At 40.0% G+C, this 17,759-nt stretch carries 15 protein-coding genes and 1 pseudogene; 4 read left to right on the forward strand and 12 right to left on the reverse strand.

Annotated features, from left to right (window positions below):
* Positions 1-242 (forward strand): annotated as a pseudogene (locus ACJAZP_RS16510) (amino acid ABC transporter ATP-binding protein); the annotation flags it as partial.
* Between the two features lie 97 nt (positions 243-339).
* On the opposite strand, the gene ACJAZP_RS16515 reads toward ACJAZP_RS16510, so the two are convergent.
* The 9 genes from ACJAZP_RS16515 to ACJAZP_RS16555 form a co-directional block, all read right to left on the reverse strand.
* Positions 340-795 (reverse strand): ATP-dependent zinc protease, encoded by a 456-nt coding sequence (locus tag ACJAZP_RS16515; RefSeq protein ID WP_415231842.1) that lies wholly within the window; start codon positions 793-795, stop codon positions 340-342.
* Between the two features lie 14 nt (positions 796-809).
* The gene (locus ACJAZP_RS16520; RefSeq protein ID WP_415231843.1) at positions 810-1,841 is read right to left on the reverse strand and encodes a succinylglutamate desuccinylase/aspartoacylase family protein; all 1,032 of its coding nucleotides are present in this window, start codon (positions 1,839-1,841) and stop codon (positions 810-812) included.
* A gap of 13 nt (positions 1,842-1,854) precedes the next feature.
* Positions 1,855-2,763 (reverse strand): 30S ribosomal protein S6--L-glutamate ligase, encoded by a 909-nt coding sequence (gene rimK, locus ACJAZP_RS16525; protein ID WP_415231844.1) that lies wholly within the window; start codon positions 2,761-2,763, stop codon positions 1,855-1,857.
* 373 nt (positions 2,764-3,136) lie between these two features.
* Positions 3,137-4,021 carry a mechanosensitive ion channel family protein gene (locus ACJAZP_RS16530; RefSeq protein ID WP_415231845.1) on the reverse strand — a complete coding sequence of 295 codons (885 nt, stop codon included), beginning with the start codon at positions 4,019-4,021 and terminating at the stop codon, positions 3,137-3,139.
* A gap of 33 nt (positions 4,022-4,054) precedes the next feature.
* A complete protein-coding gene (locus ACJAZP_RS16535; RefSeq protein WP_415231846.1) occupies positions 4,055-5,017 on the reverse strand; it encodes a zinc transporter ZntB in 963 nt (320 codons plus the stop codon).
* A 252-nt stretch (positions 5,018-5,269) separates the two neighbouring features.
* A complete protein-coding gene (locus tag ACJAZP_RS16540) occupies positions 5,270-5,944 on the reverse strand; it encodes an ABC transporter permease (RefSeq protein WP_415231847.1) in 675 nt (224 codons plus the stop codon).
* A gap of 2 nt (positions 5,945-5,946) precedes the next feature.
* Positions 5,947-6,687, reverse strand: coding sequence for an ABC transporter permease (locus ACJAZP_RS16545; protein WP_415231848.1), 741 nt, complete (start codon positions 6,685-6,687; stop codon positions 5,947-5,949).
* Between the two features lie 102 nt (positions 6,688-6,789).
* On the reverse strand, positions 6,790-7,566 hold the full coding sequence (locus ACJAZP_RS16550; protein ID WP_415231849.1) for an ABC transporter substrate-binding protein: 777 nt from the start codon (positions 7,564-7,566) through the stop codon (positions 6,790-6,792).
* A 40-nt stretch (positions 7,567-7,606) separates the two neighbouring features.
* Positions 7,607-8,374: an ABC transporter ATP-binding protein gene (locus ACJAZP_RS16555; RefSeq protein WP_415231850.1), complete on the reverse strand. Its 768-nt coding sequence runs from the start codon at positions 8,372-8,374 to the stop codon at positions 7,607-7,609.
* A 294-nt stretch (positions 8,375-8,668) separates the two neighbouring features.
* Between ACJAZP_RS16555 and ACJAZP_RS16560 the strand changes: the two genes are divergently transcribed.
* Positions 8,669-9,238, forward strand: coding sequence for an acetate uptake transporter (locus ACJAZP_RS16560; protein WP_415231851.1), 570 nt, complete (start codon positions 8,669-8,671; stop codon positions 9,236-9,238).
* A gap of 117 nt (positions 9,239-9,355) precedes the next feature.
* Here ACJAZP_RS16560 and ACJAZP_RS16565 read toward each other — a convergent pair whose 3' ends face one another.
* The 3 genes from ACJAZP_RS16565 to ACJAZP_RS16575 all read right to left on the reverse strand — a co-directional run bounded on the left by ACJAZP_RS16565 (position 9,356) and on the right by ACJAZP_RS16575 (position 15,917).
* Positions 9,356-10,117: a class I SAM-dependent methyltransferase gene (locus tag ACJAZP_RS16565; RefSeq protein WP_415231852.1), complete on the reverse strand. Its 762-nt coding sequence runs from the start codon at positions 10,115-10,117 to the stop codon at positions 9,356-9,358.
* Between the two features lie 118 nt (positions 10,118-10,235).
* Positions 10,236-14,798: a biotin carboxylase N-terminal domain-containing protein gene (locus ACJAZP_RS16570; RefSeq protein ID WP_415231853.1), complete on the reverse strand. Its 4,563-nt coding sequence runs from the start codon at positions 14,796-14,798 to the stop codon at positions 10,236-10,238.
* A 375-nt stretch (positions 14,799-15,173) separates the two neighbouring features.
* On the reverse strand, positions 15,174-15,917 hold the full coding sequence (locus ACJAZP_RS16575) for a thermonuclease family protein (RefSeq protein WP_415231854.1): 744 nt from the start codon (positions 15,915-15,917) through the stop codon (positions 15,174-15,176).
* A 411-nt stretch (positions 15,918-16,328) separates the two neighbouring features.
* Here ACJAZP_RS16575 and ACJAZP_RS16580 point away from each other — a divergent pair, with 411 nt between their 5' ends.
* Both ACJAZP_RS16580 and ACJAZP_RS16585 read left to right on the forward strand, forming a co-directional pair.
* Complete coding sequence (locus ACJAZP_RS16580) at positions 16,329-17,438, forward strand: DUF3541 domain-containing protein (protein WP_415231855.1); 1,110 nt, start codon at positions 16,329-16,331, stop codon at positions 17,436-17,438.
* A gap of 77 nt (positions 17,439-17,515) precedes the next feature.
* Positions 17,516-17,755 (forward strand): YbaK/EbsC family protein, encoded by a 240-nt coding sequence (locus ACJAZP_RS16585; protein WP_415231856.1) that lies wholly within the window; start codon positions 17,516-17,518, stop codon positions 17,753-17,755.
* Positions 17,756-17,759: the final 4 nt, after the last annotated feature.

The following is a 17,759-nucleotide window of genomic DNA, read 5'->3' on the forward strand; positions in this document are numbered from 1 at the left end:
CCACTTCGGCACTGGATCCCGAAATGGTCTCGGAAGTGCTTGATGTGATGGTTGAACTGGCCGATGAAGGGATCACCATGATCTGTGTGACCCATGAAATGGGCTTTGCTAAAAAAGTGGCAGACCGAGTGATCTTTATGGATGCGGGACAGGTTATTGAAGAGAATGAACCTCACGAGTTTTTTGATAATCCGCAGTCGGATCGTTTAAAACTCTTTTTAGATCAAATTTTATCGCATTAAAGAAGCGTTTAAAAAAGCACATAAAAAAGGTTAACCTGCTTTCGCGGTTAACCTTTTTTACACTCACTGATTTTTCCTAAAACCAAGCACTAAGGGCTTATTTTACGCTGTTTTTTGTATTGCTAGAGGCTAAAAAAACACTGGACGGGTCAACCAGTATGCGTTTTTTCATCGCTTCCCTTCCCAGCAGCATTAAATAACTCATATCTGAACGATCAGTTAATGTAATTTCAATGGGCCAGCTGTTATCTCCAAGAATCATCGGTGTTTTAATAACATAACGTTGCTCGGTGCTGCCATTTGAAGATTTTATTCTTCTGATATCGTAGATCAATGCGCTACAGGGAATAATACTTTCAACATTATGAATATCGGGATGGATATCAAATTTTACACAGGGTTTCCCATTTTTATAAAACTTCTTAATATTATCAACATGTAATGATGAGGTTTGAGCACCAGTATCGATTCTAACCGGTAAGTCATCAATCGCTAAATCAGGCAGCGAAATAGATTCAAGTCGGCCAATAATTATTCTCTTATTTTCTGTCATAATATTGCCTATATTTACTGTTTAAATATGGTTTGTCCGTCGGCTTCCACCTGCCCCTGCACATTTTCAATTTGTCCTGCTATCAAAGCATCATCCTCAGTGAAGTAAGCAATGTGATACATCGCCTCTCCCTCCTGCACTAAGGGAATATTTTGTTTTCCTATAATAATGCCGGCGCGGTTCGCTTCTACAATATTAATAATCTCTCCATAGGGAGAGCCAATTTCAGCTAAAAGATCTCCTTTTTTAACCTGGTCACCTAATTGACGTTCGTGATTAACGATACCGCTTGCATTAGCACGTAACCAACTGCTGCTGTTGGCGATAAAGGGATTAATTTTTTTGCGTTTTGAAAGTTGTTTTTTAACCATCTTTAAATGCGCTAATACATTTAAAATACCCTTAACACCTAACCTGATTGAAAATTCATCAAAGCGTAATGCTTCTCCTGCTTCATAAAGTAATACTTTAGTATTATTTTCAACCGCGGCTTCTCTTAAGGAACCATCGACCAGATTTGAATTTAGGACAACGGGCGCATTAAACATAAGCGCCAGTTCTTTAGTCTCAGGATCAGATAAATCCGCTCTTATTTGGGGTAAATTCGAGCGATGAATTGCCCCCGTATGTAAATCTATACCGTAATCACAATGCTTTACTATCTGAGTAAGGAATATGTGCGCGACTCGCCCAGCCAAAGAGCCCTTTGACGAACCCGGGAAACTGCGGTTTAAGTCACGGCGATCGGGCATATAACGGCTTAGGTTGACCACACCGTAAACATTCACCATAGGCACTGCAATCAAAGTCCCGCAGGTCAGCTTAAAGCTTTTTAACTTCAGTAAACGGCGAATGATCTCAATGCCATTAAGTTCATCACCATGTACGGCCGCGCTGATAAAGATGGTCGGACCGGGTTTCTTGGCCCGTATGATATGGACGGGCAGGGAAACATTCGTATCTGTGTATAACTTAGCGACAGGAAGCTCTATTTTTTGATCTGTACCAGGCAAAATATCAAAATTGCCAATGCGTAGTGCCGTCATGATCAATCCTTAATCAGCCACGTCCACGGGTTTTATTCGCATGGTCTGTTTTCATGTTTTTTTCGAGAAATTCGAACACCATAGCGGCGATGTTTTTACCGGTAGCAGCCTCTATGCCTTCTAAACCGGGAGAAGAATTTACTTCCATCACCTTAGGTCCACTTTCCGAGCGTAACAGGTCCACACCGCAAAAATTTAAGCCCATTATTTTCGCAGCATTAATCGCGGTTTCACGTTCTATTTTGGTTAATTTCACCACCACAGCAGAACCACCGCGGTGCAGGTTAGAACGGAATTCGCCTTCGGCACCCTGTCTTTTCATTGCAGCAACAACTTTACCACCAATCACTAAACAGCGAATATCGGCACCGCCGGCCTCTTTGATAAACTCTTGTACGAGAATGTTTGCTTTGATCCCCATAAAAGCTTCGATAATACTTTCGGCTGTTTTAGAGGTCTCAGCCAGTACCACGCCAATTCCCTGCGTACCTTCCAGTAATTTAATCACCACAGGTGCGCCGCCGACATTTTTAATCAAGTCTTTAATATTATCAGGTTTACTGGCAAAGCCGGTTCTTGGCATACCGATACCTTTGCGTGATAATAATTGCATTGAACGTAATTTATCTCTTGAACGACTAATAGCAACCGACTCATTGATATTAAAAGTCCCCATCACTTCAAACTGGCGGGCAACAGCTGTTCCGTAAAAAGTAACAGAAGCACCAATCCTGGGAATAAGCGCATCATACACAGGCAATTCTTCACCCTTATAGCGAACGGTCGGGCGGCTGCTGGTTATATCCATGTAACAATGAAGCGTATCAATAATATCAACCTGATGGCCACGGGCTTCACCCTCCTCTTTTAATCTTTTTGTCGAATAAAGATTTTTGTTTCTTGATAAAATAACAATTTTCATAACCTTTCCTTTTAAATTAGCTTCAACCTAAATCCGTTAATCTCATATTTATAAAGGGCAGCCCCCTCTTTAAATTTCCGCGAGTTTAGGTGAAAACAGTTCAATAGCAATATCATTATTTTGCTGTGTTTGATAAAAAACTTTGTTCAGACAGTCGCTTAGATAAGGAGGATATTCTTTGCAGGTTGATATAAAAGATAGAGTTAATTAAGATCCACAACCCGTTTTTTTCGACTGTTTCTAAAATTTGAGATTAACAACAAAGAGAGTATTTATTGTTAATTACATTGTCATATTATCGCTTGTTTATAATACTTTTTATGACTTCAGCCAACAGCAGCACAATGGCGCAGCATGCTGTTGTTGATCTTTATTATAGTTCATCGGCGACTTTTAATGGATTTTTAAGCAGCGTTAAGCTGCCGTCTATATGCAGGTCACGCTGCGGGAAAGCAACCACAATATTGTGTTCTGCAAAAAGTTCATCAAGACGAAAACGCACGTCACTTCTGACCGCGCGTAAACTGCCATCTACTATTGCGTTTATCCAGAAGTTGACCTCAAAGAGCAGTGAGTTGTCACCAAAATCTTCAAAAGTAACCACGGGTGGCGGATTTTTTAATATAATAGATTGCTCTTTAGCCGCGCGCATAATTAACGTCGCAACCTTTTTGGCAGGAGAGCCATAGGCAACCCCAACAACCACGGAGGTGCGCATAATATGGTCAACAAGGGTACGGTTTACCACAGTATTCTCGAGTAATTTACTGTTAGGAATCAGCAGGTGTACGCCATCAACTCGGCGAATTCTTGTTGACCGGGTATTAATTTCTTCAACCACCCCTTTAGCATTATCAACTTCTAAATAATCTCCAATCCGAATCGGTCTTTCCCACATTAAAATCCAGCCGCTGATGAAATTGTTAATAATATTTTGAGCACCAAAACCAAAGCCGATTGCAATCGCGCCCGAAAGAAAAGCAAAAGCGGCAATAGGGACGTTGATTAAATCCAAGACAGTGATCAGTAAAATGGAGATAGCTAAAACATAGATGATTCTTCTGATCAGATGAATCTGATTAGGATCCATATTTTTGGCAAGCATGCGCTTTGATAAAACATTGGTGAACCATTTAGTCAGCAAATATCCGACAAACAAGACCAGGGGGATAACCAGCCATTGGCCAACAGTAATTTTCTGACCAACGAGAGTGATAGTCGGGTAGTTTAATATTTTCAGAACATCATCTAATTGCATTATTTTTCCATAATATATTGATAAATATAATTTTTAATACCATTTATTTCTTTTTAAAATAACCACCTGGGCAATAATTATTAGCAATAAAAAAGCGATAAATAATGCAAAGGCGTTGGAGTTATCAGAGCCGGGTATGCCGCCAACATTGACACCCAGTAATCCGGTCAAAAAACCTAAAGGAAGAAAAATGGCGGTAATAATAGATAAAACATACATTCGACTGTTTAACTGCTCATTGAGTTTATTGGCAATTTCCTCCTGCACGACTATTGCTCGGTCGCGAATGGAATCGAGATCTTCAATATAACGCATTAAATTATCCAGCGCTTCACGCAATTCAAAACGTTGTTCATTGCTGAAAAATGCGTGTTTTTCATTTTGCAGCTGCATCATGGCTTCTCGTTGAGGCGCGAGATAACGGCGTAATGCAATAATCTGTCTTCTTAAATCGACTATGTCATTTCTTAATATATAAACATTTTTATCGAGAATTTTTTCTTCTATATTGGCTAACTTTTCCTCAATATCATTAATGGTATTACTCATTCGTGAAATTAATTCTGAACTTAATTGAGTGAGCAACTCACAGGCAGAGGTCGGACCGTTTCCGGACTCAATATCGAGGGCTATTTCTTTTGCTGAAAGCAAAGTACGTCGTCTGGTACTGATAATCCGATGCTGATCTATCCAGATACGGATAGAGACCATATCTTCGGGATCACTGTCGGGTGATAAATTGACCCCGCGTAAGGAAATAAGAAAGCCATTATCAATAAAAGTTGCACGTGGCCGTGTTTCTTCATTTAACAGCGCAGCTATTACAACGGGGTTCAACTCACTGTGATTTTCAATCCAGCGCTGCGTTTCTGCAAAAGTGTAATCAAAATGCAGCCAGTAATTTTCATTAGGATCGAGCCTATCAAGGTTATCAATAGGCTTTATTTGATGATCGTCATTTAGGTAATATCCGTAAATCAATCCGGCATCTTTCATTGCTTAACTCCGTGTATTCAGACCTGTCAGAGGCTAAAAATCAGCATATTAAACAGCTATTGTTATATTACTACTTTTATTTATGCCAATAATAGCAACAGCTTATAAATTATAGAGGTGAAAGGCAGTTAAGCAAAAATTAATCGGGCAGGTAGAGACATCAGGAGGGTTATTAAACAGCAGCTTATCGAGAGGTAAAACGCGGATAACTTGCGTTTTCACCTCTATTTTTGACTGTAGGGTAAATAAAACTTAACGATTTGAGTAACGGTTTTCCCATTTCTTAAAAGCAAAAATAACCGAGAATGTCAGGCACATATACAACATAGCCGCTCCGAGATAAGCTTCAAAAGGGGCATAATAACGCGCATTGACCACCCGTGCTGCACCCGTAATATCTACAATAGTGACGATTCCGGCAATAGCACTACCATGAATCATAAAGATTATTTCGTTACTATAAGCCGGCAGGGCGCGACGTATTGAATTTGGCAGGGTTATACGGCGTAATATTTGACTTTCACTCATGCCGTAGGCTTTAGCGGCTTCTAACTCAGTTTTTGGCATAGTAGAAATAACGCCCCTTATTATCTCAGCAGTATAAGCGCCCGTATTCAGTGTAAAAGCCAATAGCGCGCAAAACCACGCTTCCTGGAAATAGTGCCATAACCAGGTTTCATGGATCAAGTCGAACTGCGCCGCACCGTAATAAATAAGAAACAGCTGTACTAACAGAGGTGTTCCCCGGAAAAAGTACATAAAAGACCAGGCAGGGGCTTTAATCAACCAGTTTTCACTGCTGCGCATGATCCCGACCGGCACCGCAATAAATAACCCCAGTAGCAATGACAGTGTTACTAACCAAATAGTGGTCCACAAACCGTCGAGGTAAAACTGGTATTCGTTAACAAATATTGAAAAATCCATTTCTACCTCGTTTTAATTGTATATTTACGTTCAGCCCAACTAAAAAGCAGACTGGAAACAGAAGTAAAAAAAAGAAAAACCAGCGCAATGGCGATATAAAAAGTAAAAGGTTGTTGCGTCGAACCACCCGCATCTCCTGCAATTTTAACCATATCTTGTAAACCGATAACTGAAACCAGCGCCGTTGTTTTTAGTAAAACTAACCAATTATTTCCTATCCCCGGCAGCGCGTGACGCATCATCTGCGGGAACATCACCCGCACAAACAGCTTGTATTTGTTCATACCGTAAGCAGTAGCGGCCTCTAACTGGCCCTTTTCAACCGCCATAAAAGCACCGCGAAATGTTTCCGCCATATAGGCTCCAAAAATAAAACCTATGGTGATAATTCCCGCTATATAAGGGCTAATATTAATATAGTCGGGCAGATATGCCGTCCACTCATGGCTTGGATTATAGTCGGTCAGCATCCGGTTGATCCATTCATTTAAATTGTAACTAAAATTATTAACCAGTACCTGCCCGCCAAAAAATATCAGCAACATTAAAATCAGGTCTGGAATACCGCGAATAATAGTGGTGTACAGGGTCGCGATGCCTTTTAAAAAAACCGAATGCGACAATTTAGCCAATGCGCCCAAGAGTCCAAGAAAAACAGCCAGCAGCAGTGATAAAAGCGCAACTTGAACGGTTAACCATGCACCTTCAAGCAATATTCCCGAGTAATTTTGTAGTTCAACCATAATGATTTCTTTTTTAATAAAAAAGGATGGTTTCCCATCCTTTCAGCCCCTCGGTTTGAATCTATAAGTTTAAAACCAGGGAAATTGGCACTTAATCAGCGTTTATTCTTCACTACCATAAACATCAAAGGTAAAATATTTATCCTGGATTTTCTGGTAAGTACCATTGCCACGAATCTCTTTAATAGCGGCATTAAATTGTTCAACAAGATCTTTGTCCTGTTTACGCACTGCAATACCCGCACCTTCACCAAACCATTTAGGATCGTTTAGTTTAGGGCCAATAAGTGCAAATTGATCACCACCCTCTTTTTCTAATAATCCACCGGTAATTGCCGCTGAGTCAGCCATTACATAATCTAAACGACCCGCTTTAAGATCCAGGTATGCTTCATCGGCAGAGCCATAACGTTTGATTTGCGCTTGAGGATAGTTATCGGAAATATAAAGATCCATCGAAGTTGCACGCTGTACACCCACTTTTTTGCCTGCCATAAACTCAGGGGTCGCTTGATAATCAGCTCCTTTTAAAGCCACAAATCGGGCCGGAATATGCTGATATTTATTGGTAAAGGAAACCCGTTTTTTACGTTCTTCGGTAATATCCATTGTTGCTATAATCGCATCATATTTACGTGCCATTAACGCCGGAATAATACCATCCCAATCTTGTTTAACTAAGGTACAGTCTGCTTGCATTTCAGCACACAACGCATTGGCTATATCGATATCAAATCCGGTCACGCTGCCATCGGCTTCTGTTTGGCTAAAGGGCGGATAAGCACCTTCAACACCAATTCGAATTTGTTTCCACTGTTTGGCTTGAGCAACATTAACGGACAAAGCAAAAAGCGCGATCAATATACTTATTTTTTTCATGTTATATCCTTAATTAAAGTAAAGTTTACTGTTTTTGAAATTAATAAACGGATGAAATAAATTTTTTAAAACGTTCCGATGAAGGGTTTGAAAAAATATCTTCGGGCTTACCCTGCTCTTCGACTAAACCCTCGTGTAAAAAAATAACTTTATTAGAAACATCACGGGCAAAAGCCATTTCGTGGGTTACCACCAGCATAGTACGCCCTTCTTCAGCCAGACCGCGCATAACACTTAATACTTCCCCTACCAGTTCAGGGTCAAGTGCTGATGTTGGCTCATCAAAGAGCATCACTTCGGGCTCAACAGCAAGCGCGCGTGCAATCGCCACACGCTGCTGCTGACCACCGGATAGCTGCCCGGGGTAAAAATATTTACGTTCATACAAACCAACACGCTGTAAAATAGCTTCCGCTTTTTCAATCGCTTCTTTTTTAGGTACACCTAAAACATGCACAGGAGCTTCAATGACATTTTCTAAAACAGTCATATGCGACCATAAATTAAAACCTTGAAAAACCATTGCCAAACGGGAACGGATACGTTCAACCTGTTTAATTGAAACAGGCACCGCACCCCGTTTTTTATCCTGTTTCATTTCAATCAACTCACCATTCACTCGAATCTCACCCGAGCTTGGCGTTTCCAGCAGATTAACACAGCGTAATAACGTACTTTTACCCGATCCTGAAGCACCCAAAATGGAGATAACATCACCTTTATAGGCTTCTAAATCGATACCTTTTAATACTTCATTAGCTGCAAATGACTTATGCAGATTTTTAATCGACAATGTCGGTAATATCATATAATTAAATTCATTTTATAAGGGTAAAATATCTTTCATATACTAGCAGTTATTGTAAGGAAAATTAATAAAATTAACCTAAAGCTTGTTCATAAACAGTGTTTAAAATTCATTTAAAGCCAGTTTCATAAACTTCACTACCTTTTATTATTAACATTTAACTAACAAACATTCAATAAGTTGGTAATGTAATAACGAGTTAAAGCTTATTTTTATAATTAACCTTATTACAATTTTTTTTCTCATGCTATCTTCGCGAATCTATTATTCACATGCACAAAAAAGGTCGAAAAGATGACACAAGCTATTAATTACGCAAATCCAGGTCCGTTAGGTCTGATGGGATTTGGCATGACAACTGTTTTACTTAATATTCATAATGCCGGTTTTTTCCCGATCAGTGCAATGATTCTTGCAATGGGTCTTTGTTACGGTGGTCTTGCACAAATTATTGCTGGTATATTTGAATTTAAAAAAGGCAATACCTTTGGATTAACCGCTTTTATCTCTTACGGTTTTTTCTGGATAAGTTTAGTGGTATTACTTATTCTACCAAAATTAGGTTTAGCAGATCCAACCCCGAGTGGATTTATGGCCTGGTACCTAATAATGTGGGGTATCTTCACGGGCTTTATGTACATTGGCACCTTACGTGCTAATAAGGTTTTACAGTTTGTCTTTGCCAGTTTAACGGTGCTGTTTTTCTTATTAGCCGCGAAAGATTTAACCGGTTCTGAACTGATTGGTAGAATCGCTGGTTTTGAAGGTATCATCTGCGGATTAAGTGCAATTTATTTAGCGATGGCTGAAGTAATTAATGAGCAGCATGGTGGTGATATTTTACCCATAGGTAAACCGGCATAATGCCATGCTTAAGTTTATGAGTTAGTTTTATGAGTGAGCTTTAAGGGCTTAACAGCTAACATAAAAACCGGGCAGTGATACCCGGTTTTTTTGGCTCTCCAATATAAAAACAGACCATCAGCTTTTATGCTGCGGTATCGCCTGTTTGACATAAACATCAAAACGGTTTTTCTTGGTTTTAATGCTCATGGTTGGCTTTTTATCATTTAAAAAAGGCGCATAATCCGGGCGCTTAACAACCACTCGATAACGCGCAGCGTTTAACGCCACTTCAAGCAAACTATCAGCGTCCAGATCTTCCCCCACCACACCTTGGAAAACACGCATCTCTTTTTTTACTAATGCAGATTTCTTTTTATGCGGAAACATCGGATCCAGATAAACAACATCTGTCTGCTGAGTTTGCAAATATTCATTCGCCGAACCAAAATGAAGTTTCATTCGCTGTTTCATCCAAACACCTATTTCCAGATTTAAATAAGCTCTTTCTAGGCCATCTTCAAGCAGTGCAGCGGCCACGGGCGAGCGCTCGATCATGGTGACATTACAACCCAGTGAAGCTAACACAAAAGCATCCCGACCCAGGCCTGCCGTTGCATCAATCACATCAACCTGCACTCCGGGTTTTAAACCTATCGCCTTGGCAATAGCCTGCCCTTTTCCACCACCAAATTTACGGCGATGCGCTACGCTACCGGAGACAAAATCAACAAATACTAATCCCTGCTGAGGATCGTCTTTTTGTTCAAGCGCCAAATATTCGGGTAAAAGATGCAATTGAAAATGGTCATTTTGGGTGCTTAGAAACCCCCATTTTTGACGTAATATTTTGGCTTTCTGAGTTAATGCTGAATCGTTACAAATTAAAGGAATATCCATTCCATTTCACCTTCATGACCATAATGTTGGATTTTATAGCAAATGCTACCATCTGCATTTTCAAAAAACATAAAAAAAGCCAGTCAATTGACTGGCTTTTTGAGCTTAATAGTAAATATTACAACGGTGTTACGATATAAAGCAGATCGCCGCTTGATACCTGCTGACCGTTAGTGTTGATAATACGTTCTACACGGAACTTAGTCTGCGCATCATATAACACCGAATCCTGACGGTTAAAGCTTGCCAGTGTGACAGGTGAGAACATTTTCATTGCTTCCATTAAACCGATGGTTTGTTCAACATCAACAATATCGCCCTCGGACACAAAATCAGGCTCTGCAGGTGACGAAGCACGGTAGAAAATACCGGCACTTTGCGCTATGACTTTTAATTCATTACTGCCGTCGACTTTAATAGACAGATCCGATCCACTGGTTGAAGCAGACGCTTCCATCTCCTCAATCATCACCTGCTGGTCAAGCTTAGCCATGAATTTTGGCAGGTAAGTCGTATCGTAAACGCCGTTCAAGAAGGTTTCATCTTTTAGAATACGTTTCAGTAAAGGAATATTGGTCGCAATCCCTCTGATGACCACTTTATCTAAGAATTTCAGTAATTTCCGAACAGTATCATTACGATCCTTACCGTGACAGATAAACTGTGCAACTAAGCTATCGTAATAAGGTGAGACCTCTTTACCCTCAGCAATCATCGACATGACTTCAATATCATCCTGCTCAGGCACAAAATATTCAACCACTTTACCAGGATGCGGTAACAGCTGCATAACACCATGACTGTCCAATGCCGCTTTCTCTGCTGTCACACGAACTTCAATGGCATAACCTATTTTCTCTGGTTTAAGCTCTGCGATGCTCTTACCCGATGCAATATCATACTGTGCCTTCACGATATCAATACCGGATGTTGCCTCCGTAACGGGATGCTCCACCTGTAAACGTGTGTTCATTTCCATGAAGTAAATTGAGTCTTGATCCAAGTCGTAAATAAATTCAACCGTACCGGCACCCATGTAATCAACTGCATCGGCAAGCGCCGCTGTATGCTTTAATACTTCGGCTTCTAAACGAGCTGGCAACATGGTTGATTCTGACTCTTCAACTACTTTTTGGTTATTACGCTGCACCGAACAATCGCGAATACCCAGCACCTTAGTATTACAATGTTTATCGCGTAATAGCTGAACTTCAATATGACGTAATGAAGTAATGTATTTCTCAAGGTATAAATCACCGTTACCAAATGCGCCACGTGCTTCCGCTGAAACCTGATTAAAACCGGCAAACATATCTTCCGCTTTTTCAATCACCAGGATACCTTTACCACCACCGCCGTTGACTGCTTTCAGTAATACCGGATAACCCATGGTATTCGCAATATCAAAGGCTTGTTCAGCTCCCGTCAAAATACCATGACTGCCGGGTACAACAGGAACTCCGTTATCTTGAGCGGTTTTAATCGCGTTAGATTTGTTACCCATAGTGAGCATGCTGTTCATGCTTGGACCAACAAAGTTGATATTATGACCAACACATAAATCAGCAAAATGCGGGCTTTCAGATAAGAAACCGATACCCGGGTGCAGCGCATCAACTTCTTCATATTCGGCAACTTTTAACACTGAACTGGCATTCAAGTAACTTTCATCGGAAGTATTTCCTCCTAGACAAACCAGTTTGTCACCTTTACCCAGCATATCTGCAGGAACAGATGTCATATCCGGATCCGAGGCCACCAGGACAACTTTTATATTATTTTTCTGAGCGATACGAATTAACTTAACCGCTGTACAACCACGCGCATGAATCAATACTTTTTTAACCGGGGTCATTAAATCACGCGGATTTGCCTGTGAAAAATCATCTGCACTGATATCACAAACTGGTACAAAACCATTAAGTGCACGCTGTATAGTCTCTTCAACGGTGATCACCGGCAAGGGCATGTTTTCATCAATTTCACTTAATTTCTTATCAAGTTCCTCTGAGAATGGATTGATAACTAACGCATCCATGGCTCCCGGAACTCGTGATAAGTAGTTAGATAAAGTTGCGGTTGACGGCAAGTATGCAGGCACAACCATCTGTCCTGCAAAGGGCATATTGGTACCTGACAGGTAATAGGTTTGCGCTAGAGGATGGGTTACAAAACTTGCCTGCGCTCCACCCGTACAGTCGCCGTAACCAAACATCACAACGGGCAGATCGTTATCACGAATAAAACGTGTGATTCGGTCATTGACCACTGCCATAGAAAATAATGCAGAGGCACCTTCTTTGGTTTGCATACCGCCAGAACTAATAAATGCAACTACCGGGAAATGGTGTTTAGCACATTCCACTAACAAGGCACAGAATTTTTCTGCACTTGCCATATCAAAAGCACCCGCTTGAAAGGCCAGATTTGAAACAGCAACACCTACTTTTTGGCTTGTACCGCCCTCTAACTTAAACTCACCAACACCGGTTATTAAACCACAAGGTTTAATGTTTTTATCAAGTGCATCTTCAATTGACAAACGGAAACCAGGAAACTCTAATAAGTTGGCGGTCATTAAATCGGCTTTTGATTCTTTAAAATTGGTAAAGAATTTACCCAAAATAACATCAGCGGAATTATTCTTTTTGTTTTTCTCTTCGCGCAGTACTGCTTGAATCAGCAAATCCTGATAACCCATGGTTAAACGATTCCAGAAATCTTTACGACGTCCTATACGTACGGGGTTAATGGCACCGCTATATTCAGAGATACTATCGCGACTTTTATAATACTCAGGTAATAATTTTTCAAATATATAGGTCAAAATAACGAATAAACTGGAGTTCATCTGTGGATACCCCACACTCTTCCACTCCTCCACTTTGGCAAGGATGTCACCACGTCCACTTTGATCCGTAAAATACTTTAACCATGCGTTAAAGGTTGATTTTAGTTGCTCATAATCATCATCGCTGACTTTGTTTAGCGCTCCTTTTAACGAGCTGCGTACTAATGATGAAACTGAATTGCGGGATAACTCTTTGGTTGCCATTGCTTCTTTCGCAATTGAAGCAAGGTTACCCATGGTATTGTCATAAAGTGCATTAAACACCAGCATATGGCGGCAATGAACAATAAAACATTCACGTGTTTCTTTATGCGCAACCACATCGATTGCAGTCAGCTCGCTAAGTTCTGGCCAAGTGTCTGTCAGTGGCAAGTTTTTTTCGTCTTCAAGGTATTCAATGACAGCACGGAAATTATTTTCTGCACTGACTTTCCAACGGTTATATAAAGACCAAGTTAAATTAATTAATAATTCGCTTCTGGCATTATCATAATTTTGCTGTGGCTCTCCAAGAATAAATTTGGTAAACATATTACGTTCAACGCTTATATCTTCACGTTTAGCGATGAATTTTTTCCAATTTTTATTGAGCGTATCGTCGTATATTATTTTGTCCGGATTCTCCAGCCAATTAACAAAAACTTGTTTACGATCAGCTTCAATACGAGAGCGTAAATCACCTTCTGGTTCAGTCAGTTTAGAAAGACGTCCATACTCGTTCATCTGGATTGCTTTGATGCGCGAACGTAAGGTTAAATAACGCATATAGCGATATGTAGTGCCGAACGCATTGTTATGAACAGTTGGATTTTTAGCAATTAAGTGAACGCTATCGGAAGCATTTTCAACGGCAACTAATTTATTAGAAGGATCTAAATAACGCATTAAACTGCGGTTATAATGTTCTAAAATATCCGGATATTCGCGAACGAAATGAACTGAAGTTGCCTCTATAGATAAAATACTTGAGACAATGGCTTTTTGCAGGTTATGTTGACGTTCATCCTGATCCACCGGAGAGTAGTCAACAATCCCATCAATACAGCCGTTCTCGTATAACTCCTCGGGAGAAACACCAACGGATTGGGCACATTCCTGCCACGAAAGATTATACTTACGGGCAATACTCTGTAACCCTTTAGGCTGGATAGTATTAAAAATACCATCACGTACAGACAGTAAAATGTTCGCAGTGGCCAGCGGTATTGCACCGCCAGAGTAACCAACACCAACAACAATCCCAACGGTCGGAACATCAACATTTGCACTTTCAGTGATCATTTGCGAAATACTGTGTGCTTGATTTTGACTGTTGGCTTCTTCGCCTGCATCGGCTCCAGGGGTATCAATTAAGAACACAATGGGTAATGACAAGTCAGCAAACTTACGAATGGCCTTACTTGCGGCCAAGTGGTGCTCCGGCATCCACGCGCCGTTATTAGAACTGCGCTCTTGCCCGATAATACCGATGCGGCGCATATAACCGCCAAAATCAAGTTCCATTTCAGCGCTATAAAAAGCACCATTGAGCTTCTCTGTAACAATTTTACCATTAAAACCGGAAACTATTTTTTTAGTACCAGGTCGTTTATTGTCTTCGGCCGGTTGCACTGTTCGCGCAATATAAGCGTCAACGTCAAGCTCATTAATAGTGGAAAGATTAGATTTGATTCGCGCTCGATCAATTAACCCTTCTAAACCTTCAGTGTTGGAAGGAAGTGAGTTATCTGGAAATAATGAGAAATCTTTGGCGATATGCTCAGCATGAAGGAATAACGGATCTGCAATTTTATTCACTTCAAAATGAGAAGAAGAAGGTTTCACTGGCATACGATACCCTTAAAGATAGTGATAGAAAAAAATAAATTGCCATAATTTACAACTTATTAACTTATGAATCCACTGTTGATTGTAACTTCATATGAAAAATAGAAGTTAATAAACAGTAATATGTGTGATAGAGCGTAATAAAACATCTCTTTAATAGCAAAAAAAGTTAAAGGTTAGTTCTTTTTATTTTTTGCAAAGTTGATAATTGTGAGCAATATATATGCAATGATCTTTACAACAGCGACAATGATTACCTTTTATGTGAAACAATTAAATCAGGGTTTAAGTTAAGTGCCCTTTCTCCCAAAGTAATCATTCATTCCATTTTATTTACTTTTAATCTTAAGCATCTTAACCATTAAAGCTGCTATTAATTTAAGGTAAAATTTGCGCTGGGTGATAAATACTTAATTGTAACTGACCCTTCGACCATTTTAAATTACCTGTTAATAAAATACTATTATGCAGTCCAAATTGTGTGTCCGGTGTTTTAAAATAGCTTAAGGTTTTTCTGTTAATATTCACTTGCAATTTTCCATCTAAAGTTAATTGTAAGCCTTTGTTACTGTGCTTTATCCCTGTAATTTCCCCGATAATGTATTGGTAACCTTTATCTTTAAGTGATAAACCTTGCGCTTTTAAAGGCCTGAAATCTGCCCACAGGCCTTTTTTAGTTACACGCGCCTGCCGCTCTGCGTCCTGAAAGCATCGCCAAAACAGATCGTTGTGTCCTATTACCCAATGCCTTGCAAGGCCTGACTTTAACTGTAACAAGCCTAGATTCCCCCCAGTTTGGGAAAAGACATAGGCTAATAACCGGCCATACTTATCAAACCTTGTCTGATCAAAGATTAAATGTAACTTGTCTCCTATTTTCATCTGTTTTTCTAATAGACGCTTTGCCGCCAACGCAAAGGGCTGCGATTGACTTTTATTTGAATGATCAATCTCGGGCGCATTAATACCGATAAAACGAACTAATTGACCATTATCCAGGGTCACTGTATCACCGTCATTAATGTATTTTAAAGTGACGGTTTTATGCCATGAAAATTCCGGGCAATCGGCCAGTAATGATGTTGAAAAAAAAACACATAACAGAAAGCTAAATATTCGCACTAACAATACCCACTGATTAAAGGCGTAATAACAGACGGATTAGGAAAAATTATCCTCCGCTCCCATTATGGAGAAGAGTAAAACTGCTGAAACAACACGTTAAATTATATTTTTTTGATATTCAATGAATTTCACTTTTGCATGACAACTTTATTAAACTGAGTGACGGGTCGCAATATTAGACGCTAAAAAGACTAGAGTTTTATCCATTTATGGCTAATTATAGGTAACAACATGATTTAAAAAAAATAACCCTGCAAAAAAACAAAAAATAGGCAGTGTAATAGTTAGGTCATAAAACATTTACCACTACTCTCCTTGAAGTTAATGAGCAAAATAAACAGCTTTATATTTCCCTATTTTCTCTTTTATTCACTTACAAAGTGATATTAATAATTTATAAGGAATGCAATGAAATCATCAATACTGGTCAAGCTGTTTTTTATTTCGCTGTTTCTTTCTTTTCAACCCAATCTGGTCAGCGCAGATCAACTATTAATAAACCACCAGAAGAGTGTGAAAACTCACTTTCTGCAAGATGCGCAAATGATCCGCGATAAATTTGAAGGGCAGTTATACACATTACCTCCCTATCACGCAGGTCACTACGGACTGAGAATGTACCGGCAAACGCTTGATAATAAATATGCCATGACCATATGGTCTGATATGGCACGCGTTGCCAGCAGACTTAATTATTTTGCCAGTGAAGTGCATAATCCCGAACAGATTAAAGCCTATGCGCAGCATCGCATTGAAGCCTATCGGGATCAAAACAGTGCACGCACTCAATTACGTTATCAAGCAACCAAAGAGATGCCGGAATATCTTTATCTTGGCGTCAGTTTACTAGGCTCTATGGCGCGTGCTAATGAGTATGGATTAAAACATAAAGAAGATAAAAAGTTGCACGAAGTGATCCGCCGCTATGATTTCACAAAATATGTCACCAATGAAAAAATGATTCAAGCCTGGGCGGCGCAGTTGGCAAATCAAGTCTATTGGCTGCGCCAATTAGGCGAGCAGGATGTCGTTGATAAGTTTATTCGCGCATTTAAAAAAACTTACCCGGACAGTGATGACGATAAACTTTCCGATCAGCAGTTTATGAATAAAATTTACGGGCTGACACATATTATTTTTGCCGCTTCCAACTATTATCAACTGCCGATTAAGGAGCAAGATTTTCAGTGGATATATGATTATTATCGTCACAACATCGACACTATTCTTGTCCGTACTAAAGAAGATGTGATCGCCGAAGTGGGGATCAGTTTTTTACTGGCGGGCTTAGAAAATGATCCTGTTGTACTGCAAACCCAAAAAATGATTGAGCAAGCCATCGACCACTCTCAGGGTTTAGTACCATCTACTACCGGAGATACAACCTTATCCTCCAGTGAGCACCGCAATGTTCTGGCTATTATGTTGCTCGACTGGCGCGGTCCTCATCAGGCGCCGACCATCAGCAAACAACCGAAGATTTTTTCAGCTCTACCCTATGGATTAGTTGCAAAATAATTACCCGCTGCGCCTCAATTTCGAGCAGGCAGACTATAATCCCATGTGTGTCTTTAGTCTTTATTGAGCAGGTCTTTATGGGTATTGCAATCACACTTAAAGAATACTTTAACAATGCAATAATTCACTACAACACGGTTAAACACCGTAGAGCCTTAACCCTGTTAAACGCATCCTGTTCTGCTCACCTGCCGGCAGAAGAGGTTGCCAAAGCGGTTGTTCTGCAAAATAAAGAGGGTGATTACCCGATGGCATCCGTGCCTGCAAACAGTCGCCTTTCATTAACTGCCGTTAATAACCTCACCGGCAAGCATTAGCAGT

The organism is Psychromonas sp. (genome assembly GCF_047632955.1).
In the GTDB taxonomy this organism is placed as follows: domain Bacteria; phylum Pseudomonadota; class Gammaproteobacteria; order Enterobacterales; family Psychromonadaceae; genus Psychromonas.

Excerpts from the sequence above, each read along its gene's own strand:
- ACJAZP_RS16515 (WP_415231842.1), bottom strand. The coding sequence starts at position 795 with ATGACAGAAAATAAGAGAATAATTATTGGCCGACTTGAATCTATTTCG.
- ACJAZP_RS16520 (WP_415231843.1), bottom strand. The coding sequence starts at position 1,841 with ATGACGGCACTACGCATTGGCAATTTTGATATTTTGCCTGGTACAGAT.
- rimK (WP_415231844.1), bottom strand. The coding sequence starts at position 2,763 with ATGAAAATTGTTATTTTATCAAGAAACAAAAATCTTTATTCGACAAAA.
- ACJAZP_RS16530 (WP_415231845.1), bottom strand. The coding sequence starts at position 4,021 with ATGCAATTAGATGATGTTCTGAAAATATTAAACTACCCGACTATCACT.
- ACJAZP_RS16535 (WP_415231846.1), bottom strand. The coding sequence starts at position 5,017 with ATGAAAGATGCCGGATTGATTTACGGATATTACCTAAATGACGATCAT.
- ACJAZP_RS16540 (WP_415231847.1), bottom strand. The coding sequence starts at position 5,944 with ATGGATTTTTCAATATTTGTTAACGAATACCAGTTTTACCTCGACGGT.
- ACJAZP_RS16545 (WP_415231848.1), bottom strand. The coding sequence starts at position 6,687 with ATGGTTGAACTACAAAATTACTCGGGAATATTGCTTGAAGGTGCATGG.
- ACJAZP_RS16550 (WP_415231849.1), bottom strand. The coding sequence starts at position 7,566 with ATGAAAAAAATAAGTATATTGATCGCGCTTTTTGCTTTGTCCGTTAAT.
- ACJAZP_RS16555 (WP_415231850.1), bottom strand. The coding sequence starts at position 8,374 with ATGATATTACCGACATTGTCGATTAAAAATCTGCATAAGTCATTTGCA.
- ACJAZP_RS16560 (WP_415231851.1), top strand. The coding sequence starts at position 8,669 with ATGACACAAGCTATTAATTACGCAAATCCAGGTCCGTTAGGTCTGATG.
- ACJAZP_RS16565 (WP_415231852.1), bottom strand. The coding sequence starts at position 10,117 with ATGGATATTCCTTTAATTTGTAACGATTCAGCATTAACTCAGAAAGCC.
- ACJAZP_RS16570 (WP_415231853.1), bottom strand. The coding sequence starts at position 14,798 with ATGCCAGTGAAACCTTCTTCTTCTCATTTTGAAGTGAATAAAATTGCA.
- ACJAZP_RS16580 (WP_415231855.1), top strand. The coding sequence starts at position 16,329 with ATGAAATCATCAATACTGGTCAAGCTGTTTTTTATTTCGCTGTTTCTT.
- ACJAZP_RS16585 (WP_415231856.1), top strand. The coding sequence starts at position 17,516 with ATGGGTATTGCAATCACACTTAAAGAATACTTTAACAATGCAATAATT.